Source organism: Burkholderia sp. Bp8984 (assembly GCF_003853755.1).
Taxonomy (GTDB): domain Bacteria; phylum Pseudomonadota; class Gammaproteobacteria; order Burkholderiales; family Burkholderiaceae; genus Burkholderia.
In genome coordinates this window covers 57,442-68,942 of record NZ_QTQN01000010.1, presented here as the reverse complement: position 1 = coordinate 68,942, position 11,501 = coordinate 57,442, and the positions used below count along the sequence as shown (strand labels likewise).

General features: G+C 67.2%; 11 protein-coding genes. 8 read left to right on the top strand and 3 right to left on the bottom strand.

Annotated features, from left to right (window positions below; all coding sequences use genetic code 11):
* The first annotated feature begins 19 nt into the window (after window positions 1-19).
* From DID98_RS36235 to DID98_RS12905, 3 genes are read left to right on the top strand one after another with little or no spacing between them, the layout of a single operon-like run.
* Entirely contained in the window at window positions 20-508 is a 489-nt protein-coding gene (locus DID98_RS36235; protein WP_124570825.1) for a hypothetical protein, read from the top strand.
* Window positions 509-511: 3 nt separating this feature from the next.
* Window positions 512-1,204, top strand: a complete 693-nt coding sequence (locus DID98_RS12910) for a C39 family peptidase (RefSeq protein ID WP_124570824.1) — start codon at window positions 512-514, stop codon at window positions 1,202-1,204.
* An 8-nt stretch (window positions 1,205-1,212) separates the two neighbouring features.
* Window positions 1,213-1,923, top strand: coding sequence for a hypothetical protein (locus DID98_RS12905; protein ID WP_124570823.1), 711 nt, complete (start codon window positions 1,213-1,215; stop codon window positions 1,921-1,923).
* A 96-nt stretch (window positions 1,924-2,019) separates the two neighbouring features.
* Here DID98_RS12905 and DID98_RS12900 read toward each other — a convergent pair whose 3' ends face one another.
* Window positions 2,020-3,396 (bottom strand): acetate kinase, encoded by a 1,377-nt coding sequence (locus tag DID98_RS12900; protein WP_124570822.1) that lies wholly within the window; start codon window positions 3,394-3,396, stop codon window positions 2,020-2,022.
* A gap of 885 nt (window positions 3,397-4,281) precedes the next feature.
* Window positions 4,282-5,433 carry a porin gene (locus DID98_RS12895; RefSeq protein WP_124570821.1) on the bottom strand — a complete coding sequence of 384 codons (1,152 nt, stop codon included), beginning with the start codon at window positions 5,431-5,433 and terminating at the stop codon, window positions 4,282-4,284.
* Window positions 5,434-6,006: 573 nt separating this feature from the next.
* On the opposite strand from DID98_RS12895, the gene DID98_RS12890 reads away from it, so the two are divergent.
* From DID98_RS12890 to DID98_RS12880, 3 genes are all read left to right on the top strand, one after another.
* Window positions 6,007-7,044, top strand: coding sequence for an ABC transporter substrate-binding protein (locus DID98_RS12890; protein WP_124487046.1), 1,038 nt, complete (start codon window positions 6,007-6,009; stop codon window positions 7,042-7,044).
* Between the two features lie 70 nt (window positions 7,045-7,114).
* Window positions 7,115-8,080: a proline/glycine betaine ABC transporter permease gene (locus tag DID98_RS12885; RefSeq protein ID WP_124520857.1), complete on the top strand. Its 966-nt coding sequence runs from the start codon at window positions 7,115-7,117 to the stop codon at window positions 8,078-8,080.
* A gap of 14 nt (window positions 8,081-8,094) precedes the next feature.
* The gene (locus DID98_RS12880; protein ID WP_124487045.1) at window positions 8,095-8,916 is read left to right on the top strand and encodes a glycine betaine/L-proline ABC transporter ATP-binding protein; all 822 of its coding nucleotides are present in this window, start codon (window positions 8,095-8,097) and stop codon (window positions 8,914-8,916) included.
* A 14-nt stretch (window positions 8,917-8,930) separates the two neighbouring features.
* On the opposite strand, the gene DID98_RS12875 is transcribed toward DID98_RS12880, so the two are convergent.
* Window positions 8,931-9,962: an NAD(P)H-quinone oxidoreductase gene (locus DID98_RS12875; protein WP_124520855.1), complete on the bottom strand. Its 1,032-nt coding sequence runs from the start codon at window positions 9,960-9,962 to the stop codon at window positions 8,931-8,933.
* A gap of 120 nt (window positions 9,963-10,082) precedes the next feature.
* On the opposite strand from DID98_RS12875, the gene DID98_RS12870 reads away from it, so the two are divergent.
* Both DID98_RS12870 and DID98_RS12865 read left to right on the top strand, forming a co-directional pair.
* Entirely contained in the window at window positions 10,083-10,982 is a 900-nt protein-coding gene (locus DID98_RS12870) for a LysR family transcriptional regulator (RefSeq protein WP_124520853.1), read from the top strand.
* A gap of 149 nt (window positions 10,983-11,131) precedes the next feature.
* The gene (locus DID98_RS12865) at window positions 11,132-11,431 is read left to right on the top strand and encodes a barstar family protein (RefSeq protein WP_124487042.1); all 300 of its coding nucleotides are present in this window, start codon (window positions 11,132-11,134) and stop codon (window positions 11,429-11,431) included.
* Window positions 11,432-11,501 lie beyond the last annotated feature (70 nt).

The window sequence follows — 11,501 nt, the reverse complement described above, 5'->3', positions numbered from 1 at the left end:
AGGGACCAAGGAGACAGCCATGCGAATCCGAACGGCACTTTTGCTGGTGATATTGCCTGCGGCGCTGCTGCCGGGCCTGACGGCCCATGCCACGGCTGACCGGGCGCGAACCGTTGCGGCGGAGGCCACCGCCGATGTTGCGCCGGCAGCCGCAGCTTCCCCACCCGCCGCGCGCGCGGATCACGCCGATCCGGCCGCGGCCGTCGCGCCCCCTGCGGCAGCCATACCCGCTGCGACCGGCACCGCGATCGCTCAAGCGGGCAGCTTCGGTGTCGCGATGACGCCTGACCAGCTCGACGAGCATCGGGGCGGCGATGCGCTGATCGGCCAAAACTATCTGACCGGCGCGGTGACCGACAACGTGGCGAACCGCGTGTCGACCGGCTCGAATTCGATCGCCGACGGCTCGTTCGCCAATGCGAGCGGCCTGCCTACGGTCATCCAGAATACCGGCGCCAACGTGCTGATTCAGAACGCGACGGTGCTCAACGTGCGCTTCGGGAACTGAGCGATGAGACCGGTTGCCGCAGCATGCATCGCGGCGCTCGCTTACGCGCTGTCCGTCCCGGTTGCATGGGCGGACGAGATGACGGTCGTCGATCCGACGGGCGCAGGCTATGCGATGCACGTCACGAGTCTCAAGGAGGCCCGCTTCAAGCGCACCGTCAAGCAGCAATTCGATTTCAGTTGCGGGTCGGCTGCCGTCGCGACGCTGCTGACTTATCAGTACGACTATCCGATGACCGAGCAGACCGCCTTCGCCCAGATGTGGGAGAACGGCAATCAGGAGAAGATTCGCCAGCAGGGCTTCTCGCTGCTCGACATCCGGCGGTTTCTCGACGCGCACGGCTTCGTCGCGGACGGCTTCGAGCTGCCGTTGCAGACGCTCGCCAGGACGCACACGCCGGCGATCGTGTTGATCACCGAGCACGGCTATCACCATTTCGTGGTCGTGAAGGGGCTGCGTGACGGGCGTGTGCTCGTCGGCGATCCTGCCACCGGCACGCGCCCGATGTCGCTGGCGAGCTTCGAGCAGAAGTGGGAAGACCATGTGATTTTCGTGATTCACAACCGGCCCGAGCTGGCGGTGTTCAACGACCCGCGTGACTGGCGCGTCGCGCCCAGCGCGCCGCTCTACACCGGTATCGCGCGCGACGGCCTGTACAACGTCGTGATGCCGAAGCACGGCCCGAACGACTTTTGAGGACCGTCATGAGATCCCAGACCAGGAACATCGCCGGCATCGCCGTGATGGTGTGCGGCGGGGTGACGTCCGTGAGTGCGGCGGCGATGCAGGACGACGCGCTGGCCGCGGCCGACGCGCCGGTCGCGCAGGCGAGCGGCGTCGTCGAGGCATCCGCCGCGAACGCGGGCGCCGATGTGGCGCCTGTGGAGTCGCGGGCCGGCGAGGTGCCGATCCTGCGTGCCGCGCCGCTCGCGATGGCGGAGTGCGCGGCAGGGCCGCCGGCCGTGGAGCCGGGCGGCGCGCAGGAACGGAACTGGCCGGCAGCCGGCGCGATCGCGCTCAGCGACGCGCGCCTCGATGCGATGCGCGGCGGCTTCGATATGCCGAGCGGTCTGAAGGTTTCGTTCGGCGTGTCGCGTGTCGCGTTCGTGAACGGCAATCTGGTCACGACAACCAGCTTCAACATCCCGGACATCAGTCATATCACCGCGCAACAGGCGCAGGCGCTGGCGGCCGCGAACGCGGGCGCGCTGATCCAGGTCGGCGCCGGCAACGCCGCGCAGCCCGCCGCGCTGCCGGCGCTGACCGGCGCGGTAATCCAGAACACGTTGAACAACCAGCAGATCCAGGCGGTGACGACGATCAACACGACCGTCAACACACTGTCGACGTTCAAGAACCTGAACGTGATGTCGACGCTGAACAATGCGTTGATCGGCGTGTTGCCGGGGCGATGAAGGCTCGGTGAGCGACCGATGAATGGCAGATGAACGCGCACTGGCGCGCCGGGGCCCGCGTGCGGCGCGCGGCCCGCCGCACGCGCACGCTGGCGATCAGAATGCAATCGGCACGCGCAGCGTCATGACCACGTCCGGCGTGTCGCGTGTGAGGCCGGCGCCGATCGAGAGATTCAGCGTGGTCTTCGGCGACAACCGGTACGAGTAACCGAGGAGCAGTGAGCCGAGGATCACGCGCACCGAACTGGGCACCGTCTGGCCGTTCTGTTTCGTCGGCAGTACGATGCTCTGGTCGTAGCCGAGGCTCACCGACGCTTTCTCGTTCAGCGCGAGGCCCATGCCGATATTGAAACCCCAGATGTCGCCGGGCTGTACCTTGCCGATGAAGTCCTTCTGTCCATCGCGAATCGTGAGGCTGAGATTGTCGCGGCTGAAGCTGTGCAGATAGCTCAGGTTGCCGAAGAACACCACCGGGTCGGACGGAAAGAGCCACGTGAGGCCAGGCTGGATCGCGTAGAAGCCGGAGCCCGTCGGCTGCTCGAGCGGCAGGCCGGTGCCGGTGGCATTGCCGACGCAGCGCGTGACGCAGTCGGTGACGACGTCGAACGGGCTCTTGCCGGTGGCGCTCTTGAAGCGCAGCCAGCCGATGTAATAGAACTTGTCGGGGCCGCCGGTATTGAACTGGTAGCGCAGCGTCATTTCGACGTCGCCGAGGCCCTTCCCGTGGCTGTTGAACGCGTTGTCCTGGGCGGTGCCGGTGAAGATCTCGCGGCTGATCGTGTCGTTCGTCGAGTACACATAGGGGACGCGGACTTCGACTTCCATCCGGTTGGTGATCCCGTAGCGCACCGCGACCGCGCCCGTCAGCGTGGTCGTCTTGACTTCCCGCACGTCGACCAGGCCGATCAGCAGCGCCGGGATGATCGTGTAGCCGACGAGGGCGACGCGGTTCGACGACGAATAGCTGAACTGGAACGACGGCTCGACGACGAACTTGTTCTTCGGCGTCAGCACGCCGGGCTGATCGAAGATCGGCGCGACAGGCGGCGGTGCGGTTTCCGCCACCGGCGCCTGGCCGACCGGCCGGCTCGGCGGCGCGGCGGACCCGGCCGACGATTGCACGTTGCCGGGGGCGTTGCCGGCCGCGCCGGGCGCGCCGCCCGGGGAGCCGGTATCGGCCTGCGTTGCCGCGTCGCCGGAGCCGCCGGCATCGCCGGTGCCCGCGCCACGCCGGGCCGCGAGTTCGCGGTTGTCCAGCGCCCGGCTCAGGCGCGAGAGATTGGCTTCCTCGTCGGCCAGTTTGCGCTTGAGTGCACTCAGTTCCTGCAGATGGCGATCGACTTCCTGGCGCAGCGCGGAAATGTTCTCCTGCGTCGACTGGGCGTCCAGCGACTGCGCTTGCGCCTGGGCCTGAAAGAGCAGCACGCTTGCATAGCTGATGGCATGGATGCAGCGAAATGGCATGCGCTTCACGGTGCGTCTCCACGATCGGGCCTGCGGTTCCCCGGTGCACACCGACGGCTGGCCGGCGCGCGTGTTGCCCCGGATCGCCTCGCGTCACATCGCACGCGAGCCAGAGGATGTTTCTCCGGCGGCAACGACATGCGTGATCGAACGCAATGAAACTTCGGCAGCGAGGCCGCGCGCCGACACTCGATTGTCAATGTGCACGACGTCATGTCCCGCCGGCCGAACGACGCGGGGGCAGACCTCACGAGGCTAGTGCAGGCGGGCATCGAAAGCCAACCAGACAAACCCTTGCCCGCGTACGGTGGACGACGGACGTCACGGTTCTCCCTGTTTCACGGGGGCTTGCGTCAAAACCGAATGCACGTTTCGAGCCCGTGCGCGCAGGCTGCGCGGCGGGTTCATGGCAGTGTTTTCCCGTGTGCCGGCGGGCGTTGTTCCGATCAGGCGATGCAGGAGGGCGACCGCCGTTGCCGGAGAGGCGATCGCGCGGAAGTCGCGCGTTCCCTTCCATCCGTGCGGCGCGTCGGTTGCGCGGGAAACGATTCGACGCGAGCGCGATCGTGCCGCGGCTCGTCGGCCGGCACGGGTTGAACGCGATCAGGTATCGGGAATACGGCTCGGGCTTGATGCCCGCGCGATACGTCGCGCTCGTCGTGCGGCATGGGCGGTGCCTGACGTCGAGGTGGCACGCAGCGTACCGGCGAATCGTGGGCGGTTGTCGTGTCAGCGTTGACCGGGCGCACGCACGACCTGTGCCGAATCACGTTGCCTCGCGTCGTCGCGGCGCGAAACAAAAAACCCGCCGGCAGGCTGGCGCTTGCGGGCGGGCGAAGACACCTCGGGCCGAGCGGCGCGGGTGTCGCGTGAAGAACGGAGAACCGGGTTGCGTCAGAACTTGTGGCGCAGCGCGAGACGCACGGCCACCTGGTTCGACGTCGACGACGGCGCGTCGGTGCCGGGGATGAACGCATTGTCGAGAATCGAGTTCGTCTTGTCGCCGGCGATGTGCTGGTACGCGGCCTGCACGTACACGTCGGTGCGCTTCGACAGGTTGTAGTCGGCCATCAGCCCGACCGAGTGGATCTTCGGCTTCGCGTCGCCGGTCGATGCGTCGTACTTCTCGAGCGACAACACGTACTGCGCGCCGACCATGAACGCCGGCGTGATCTGGTACGAACCGTTCACCTCGAAGTTCTGGTACTTGATCGCGCTGACGGTCGCACCCGGTGCGATGATCGCGTCCGGCGTGCCGAGGTAGCCGTTGCCGGTCGGGTTCTTGTAGTTCGAGTTCGTGTACGCGAAGCCGACCGTCGCGGGCCCGAACGAGTAGTTGATACCCGCGCCGAACACGCGCATGCGCTCGGCGATGTAGCTCGCGTCGTTCGCGGTGATCGCGCCGGCCGAGCCGTCGCCCGGACGGTTCGCCTGCAGGTAGGCGGCGCCGATCAGCAGGCCGTTGTTCTGGTATTGCGCACCGAAGCTGTACGCGCGGTTGTCCGAGAAGTTCGTGCTGTTGCTGAAGCTGTATGCACCGCCGAACTGGAAGCCGCCGAAGTTCGGGCTCGCGTACTTCACCGTGTTGTCGAGGCGGAACGAGTTGTCGGTGTTGTCGTTGTCGAACGGGTGCGCGAGCAGGTAGCCGCCCCAGTTGCCGTTGGCCGTGGTCGGCGCGAGATAGTCGACCACGGAGTCGTACTGGCGGCCGAACGTCAGCGTGCCGTACTGCGTCTGGCTCAGGCCGACGTATGCCTGGCGGCCGAACATGCGGCCGCCCTGGTTGAGCCGGCCGGTGTTCACGTCGAAGCCGTTCTCGAGCTGGAAGATCGCCTTCATGCCGCCGCCGAGATCCTCGCTGCCCTTCAGGCCCCAGCGGCTGCCTTGCGCGTAGCCGCTCGCCATCTCGTAGACGTGGCCGGTGCCGACGTTGTTCGTGTAGTTCAGGCCTTCGTCGATCACGCCGTACAGCGTGACGCTGCTTTGCGCGAACGCGGGGGCTGCGAAGGTTGCCGTTACGGCGAGCGCCGTCAGGGTCTTTTTCATTGAGAGATCTCCGGGATATCCAGCTTCTTGTATCGGTTGTCGTGAGCGCGTCCGGCGAGGCGCGCCCCGTCATCCGGGGCGACCCGGCGCAGCGCGCGCGGCGCCGGAAGCGCGCGATGCGCGGCGGCGCGGCGACCGGCTGGGTCGGGTCGTGTCTCCTCCGATGACACCGCGCATTCTTCCCAAGCCGAAACGGATTCGAAAGCGAGTAATTTCGATGGATGGGATCGGGTTCGCCAATGGGGCGCGGCGGGTCGTTTCGACGGTCGAAACGGTGTGCGCGCCGCCGCGCTTCAATGCGGGTCGAGCGGTGCCCGAACAAGGCTCGACGCAGCCCGTTCCGGGCCGTGCGCGGGCCCGGTGAATCGGCTGAGAGGCCCGTCCGGCGGGCCACGCGAGGCACCCGACGATCGATTGGCGCTGCCGATTGCAATGATCGGAATTACTCGTTTCCCTAAACATATTGGTGGCTCGACCATGCAGCCTGACCGGACGTGGCTGGCTTCGCGATTTGCCGGTCGCCGCGCATGCCGCGACGCACAAACAACAGATTCGATTTGGAGACGACCCACCATGCAGATTCGACGACTGAAAACGGTCCTTCTCGCCGCCGCGGCGATTCTTTCCGCGCCCGCGGCCCATGCGGCCGGCGGCGCGTGCGCCGACGGCAAGACGGTCCATTTCGCGGGCATCACGTGGGAGAGCGGGTCGTTCGCGACCGAAGTGCTGCGGCAGATCATGGAGAAGGGCTACGGCTGCAAGACGGACGTCGTGCCGGGCAGCACGGCCGCCACCGAAACGGCGCTCGCGCGCAACGACCTGCAGATCTGGGCCGAGCAGTGGACGGGCCGCAGCGAGATCACCGCGAAGGCCGTTTCGTCGGGCGCCGTGAAGCTGATCGGCGACACGCTGCCGGGCGGCACGACCGAAGGCTGGTTCGTGCCCGACTACGTGGTGAAGGGCGATCCGGCGCGCAACATCAAGCCGGTCGCGCCCGGGCTCGTGTCGGTCGACGATCTGCCGAAGTTCAAGCAGGTGTTCGCCGACGAGGAGGAACCGGACAAGGGCCGCTTCCTGAACTGCCCGACGGGCTGGGACTGCGAGCGCGTGAACACGCGCCTGCTGAAGGTGCTGAAGCTCGACCAGTCGTACACGAACTTCCACCCGGGCACCGGTGCGGCGCTCGACGCGGCGATCGCGTCCGCGTACCAGCGCGGCGCGCCGATCGTGTTCTATTACTGGGGCCCGGCCGCGCTGATGGCGAAATACAAGTTCACCGCGCTGAAGATGCCGGCCTATAACGAAGCATGCTGGAAGACGTTGCGCGACGAGAGCAGCACGCACCAGTGCGCGTCGTCGTACATGGTGTCGCGGCTGACGGTCGGCGTGTCGAAGCCGTTCGCCGATGCGAATCCCGATCTCGTCGGCGTATTCGGCAAGGTGCGTTTCCCGATGGACTTCCTGAACCAGACGATCCTCGAGATGACGACGAGGAAGATCGACGGCGCGGCGATGGCCACGCAGTTCCTGAAGACCCGCCAGGACATGTGGAAGCAGTGGGTGCCGGCCGACGTCGCGCAGAAGATCGCCGGCAGCCTGAAGGGCGCGTAACCTGCGCGCGGCGGCGGGCCCGCGCCCGCCGCCGCCGTCACGCGCCTTCGCGGCGCGACGGAGAATCAACATGAACGGCTTCTTTCTGCACCTGTCGATCGCCGACTGGGTGAACAGCGCGCTCGAGACGTTCGTCGCGCAATACGGCGACAGCTTCCATCACTTCAGCGCGCTCGTGTTGCGCTACCTGCTCGTGCCGCTCGAAGGCGCGCTGCGCGTCGCGCCGCCGTGGCTCGTGCTGCTGGTCGTCGGCGCGATCGCGTGGAACGCGACGCGCCGCATCGGCCTCGGCGCGCTCTTCATGCTGCTGCTCTACGCGATCGGCTGCTTCGGCCTGTGGGACAAGCTGATGCAGACGCTCGCGCTGATGCTCGTCGCGACGGTGCTGTCGGTTGCGATCGGCGTGCCGGCCGGCATCCTCGCGTCGCGCAGCGCATGGCTGCGCCGGATGCTGCTGCCCGTGCTCGACGTGATGCAGACGCTGCCGAGCTTCGTGTACCTGATCCCGGTGCTGATGCTGTTCGGCCTCGGCAAGGTGCCCGCGATCCTCGCGACGATCATCTACGCGCTGCCGCCGCTGATCCGCCTGACCGATCTCGGCATCCGCCAGGTCGATCCGGACGTGACGGAAGCCGCGCGTGCGTTCGGCACGACGCGCTGGCAATTGCTCGTCAACGTGCAGTTGCCGCTCGCGCGGCCGAGCATCATGGCCGGCATCAACCAGACGACGATGATGGCGCTGTCGATGGTCGTGATCGCGTCGATGATCGGCTCGCGCGGGCTCGGCGAGGACGTGCTCGCGGGCATTCAGACGCTCGACGTCGGCAAGGGCACGCAGGCCGGCCTCGCGATCGTGATCCTCGCGATCGTGATCGACCGGATCAGCCAGGGCTTCGGCCAGGAGCGGCGCGCGCGCCGCCGGCTCGCACAGCAGCGCCGACGGAAGGGCGCGTCGCGCGTGCCGTACCGGCTGCCGCGCAAGGCGGAGTCGGCGGGCGTCGATTCGAATCAGGCGACGCAATCGTCGCGCGCATAGGAACGGAGGCAGACATGGCGACCATCGACGTCAAACACGTGTACAAGCTGTTCGGGCCGCAGGCCGCGCATGCGCGCGTGCTCGACCTGCTGCGCTCGGGCAAGCGCAAGGCCGACGTGCTGGCCGAAACGGGCTGCAACGTCGGGCTCAACGACGTGAGCCTCGGCATCGAGTCGGGCGAGATCTTCGTGATCATGGGGCTGTCGGGTTCCGGGAAATCGACGCTCGTGCGGCACTTCAACCGGCTGATCGAGCCGACGGCCGGCGAGATCGTGATCGACGGCAGCGACGTGATCAAGCTCGACGCGCACGGCCTGCGCGAGCTGCGCCGCTTCAAGGTCAGCATGGTGTTCCAGAACTTCGGGCTGCTGCCGCACCAGACCGTGCTCGACAACGCCGCGTATGCGCTGCGCACGCGCGGCGAGAAGCGCCACGACGCGGCCGAGGCCGCGCGCAACTGGCTGACGAAGGTCGGGCTCGACGGCTACGGCGATCATTATCCGGACGAGCTGTCGGGCGGGATGCGGCAGCGTGTCGGGCTGGCGCGCGCGCTGGCGGCCGATACCGACGTGCTGCTGATGGACGAGGCGTTCTCCGCGCTCGATCCGCTGATCCGCACCGAGATGCAGGATCAGCTGCTCGAACTGCAGGCGACGCTGTCGAAGACGATCGTGTTCATCACGCACGATCTCGACGAGGCGCTGCGCATCGGCGACCGGATCGCGATCCTGCGCGACGGCACGCTCGTGCAGGTCGGCACGCCGGACGACATCCTGTCGCGTCCGGCGGACGATTACGTGAAGCGGTTCGTCGAGAAGCGCACGAGCGTGAACTGACGCGCCGTGCCCGGTCAGGCCGCGCGGTGCGCGGCCGTCGTCAGCACGATCTTGCCGACGTGCACACCGGAGTCGATCAGCACGTGCGCGCCGCGCGCGTCGTCGAGCGGGAAGGTGCGGAACACCTGCGGCCTGACCGTGCCGGCTGCGACGTGCGGCCACAGGTGCCGTTCGAGTTCGGCGATGAGCGCGCCCTTCTCCTCCGGCGTGCGCGAGCGCAGCGTCGAACCGATGTGCGTGAGGCGCTTGGTCATCATCGGCCACACGTCGAGTTCCTTCGCCGGCCCGTTCAGCGCGCTGACCTGCAGGATCCGCCCGTTCATCGCCGCGGCCCGGTAATTGCGCGCGACGTAGTCGCCCGCGATGATGTCGAGGATCACGTCCACGCCCTTGCCGGCGGTGATCCTGTCGACTTCGGCGACGAAGTCTTCTTCCCGGTAGTGCACCGCGTGATCCGCGCCAAGCTGCAGGCTCGCGGCGCGATGCGCTTCCGAGCCGACCGTCGTGATGACGGTCGACGCGCCCATCGCCTTCGCGATCATCGTCGCGGTGGTGCCGATGCCCGACGCGCCGCCGTGGATCAGCACCGATTCGCCCGCCTGCAGCCGCCCGCGCTGGATCAGGTTCAGCCAGACCGTCAGGAACGTTTCCGGCAGCGCCGCGGCTTCGATCATGTCGAGGCCGGGCGGCAGCTTCATCGTCGTGAGGTGATGGGCGACCGCGTATTCCGCATAGCCGCCGCCCGTCACCAGCGCGCTGACCCGGTCGCCCGGCGCGAAGCCGCGCACGGCTGCGCCGGTCGCGACGACTTCGCCCGCGATTTCCAGGCCCGGGATGTCGGATGCGCCGGGCGGCGGGTTGTAGTGCCCCTTGCGTTGCAGCACGTCCGGGCCGTTCACGCCGGCGGCGTGAACCCGGATCAGCACTTCGTCGGCCTTCGGCCGCGGCACGGGGCGACGTGCGGTCGCCAGGACTTCGGGGCCGCCGGGGCGCGTGATTTCGACTGCCGCCATGTCGGCGGGAACGGGGGAGAGCGTATCGGACATGTTTGCCTCGAAAAGACTGGTGAGTGGTCGGTGAAAAAAGTATAGGCTTGGGCCTTGATGAATTCGCGCAGCGATTTTCACGACCACAGATGCAAATTTGCATCACACCGGAGAAACCGCTTGAACTGGGACGACGCACGCATTTTTCTCGCGATCCACCGCGAACGCAGCCTGCGCGGCGCCGCGCGGGCGGTCGGGCTCGACCAGGCGACGGTCGGCAGGCGGCTCGCGGCGCTCGAGCGCGCGCTCGGCGCGACGCTGTTCCTGCGCACGTCGGCCGGGTACGTGCCGACCGCGGTGGGCGAGGTCGCGCTGCGCAACGTGGAGAAGATGGAGCAATCGGCGATCGACCTGGTGCGGCAGACCCAGGGCGTCGACCGGCGTCTTGCCGGCGACGTGCGCGTGACGACGACCGATACGATCGGGCTCGAATTCGTGATGCGCGCGATGCGCGACCTGCACGACGAGCATCCGGACGTGCGCGTGCTGCTCAACACGTCGACGCAGGTGGAGAACCTGGCCAAGCGCGAGGCGGACATCGCGATCCGCACGATCAAGCCCGACAATCCCGATCTGCTCACGCGCCGGCTCGCCGCGTGGCCGACGGGGTTGTACGCGTCGGAGGAATACCTGGAGCGGCATGGCGAACCGGTGCCCGGCACCGGCTTCGAAGGGCATGAGCTCGTGTGCTTCCTGCCGCACCTGAATGCACGCGGCCCGCTCACGGTGGTCGGCGAGCCGGTGCGCGCGGGGCGGATCGTGTCGGGGCTGAATTCGAATCTGATGTTGCGCGCGGCGGCGCGCGCCGGGCTCGGGCTCGCCGAGCTCCCGGTGCCGATCGCGGAGCGCGACGCGCTGGTGCGCGTGTGGCCGGCGCGTACGTCGGCGCGCCCTTACGAAGTCTGGATGGTGACGCACAAGGACTTGCGGCATACCGCACGGATGAGCGCGATGATCGATCACATCGTGCGGGTGTTCGACGAGGTGGGCGTGCGGAGCGGGGCGCGGGATTGGAGGTGAATTGAAGTACGAGATGCGGTTCACTGCAGTGTGTCGACGATCTGCGGGATCGGCCCGGGCGGGTGTGACCTGTTCGATGCCGGCGAACCGGCCTTCGGGGCGTGAAAAACGAACGGCGGTAGTGATTTTCCGATGAACGAGAGGGCTCGATGAACCGATTCAGCGTGGACGGAAAAGCGCTTGGCGATTGGGCGAAGTTTCACGACTACTTCGCGAGCGAATTCGGATTTCCGGGTTACTACGGCCGGAACATGGATGCATGGAACGATTGCATGAGCGACTATTGCTACGAGCACGGCATAGTGTCGCTGCGGATCGACGATGCGGGAGCGTTGAAGGATCGCAATCCGGAGATATTCGCCGCGCTCGTCGAGTGCAGCGCGTTCATCAACTGGCGAGCAACGAAGGAAGGGGGCGACCCGTTGATCGTATTGTCCTATTGGGCGTAGTCGTGGCGTTGACGTTGCGTTGAGTTGAGTTGAGTTGAGTTGAGTCGCATCGTGAAGCCGATCGCCGGGC

What these genes read in the sequence shown, in the direction of transcription:
- DID98_RS36235 (WP_124570825.1), top strand. Translation starts at nt 20, where the DNA reads ATGCGAATCCGAACGGCACTTTTGCTGGTGATATTGCCTGCGGCGCTG.
- DID98_RS12910 (WP_124570824.1), top strand. Translation starts at nt 512, where the DNA reads ATGAGACCGGTTGCCGCAGCATGCATCGCGGCGCTCGCTTACGCGCTG.
- DID98_RS12905 (WP_124570823.1), top strand. Translation starts at nt 1,213, where the DNA reads ATGAGATCCCAGACCAGGAACATCGCCGGCATCGCCGTGATGGTGTGC.
- DID98_RS12895 (WP_124570821.1), bottom strand. Translation starts at nt 5,433, where the DNA reads ATGAAAAAGACCCTGACGGCGCTCGCCGTAACGGCAACCTTCGCAGCC.
- DID98_RS12890 (WP_124487046.1), top strand. Translation starts at nt 6,007, where the DNA reads ATGCAGATTCGACGACTGAAAACGGTCCTTCTCGCCGCCGCGGCGATT.
- DID98_RS12885 (WP_124520857.1), top strand. Translation starts at nt 7,115, where the DNA reads ATGAACGGCTTCTTTCTGCACCTGTCGATCGCCGACTGGGTGAACAGC.
- DID98_RS12880 (WP_124487045.1), top strand. Translation starts at nt 8,095, where the DNA reads ATGGCGACCATCGACGTCAAACACGTGTACAAGCTGTTCGGGCCGCAG.
- DID98_RS12875 (WP_124520855.1), bottom strand. Translation starts at nt 9,962, where the DNA reads ATGTCCGATACGCTCTCCCCCGTTCCCGCCGACATGGCGGCAGTCGAA.
- DID98_RS12865 (WP_124487042.1), top strand. Translation starts at nt 11,132, where the DNA reads ATGAACCGATTCAGCGTGGACGGAAAAGCGCTTGGCGATTGGGCGAAG.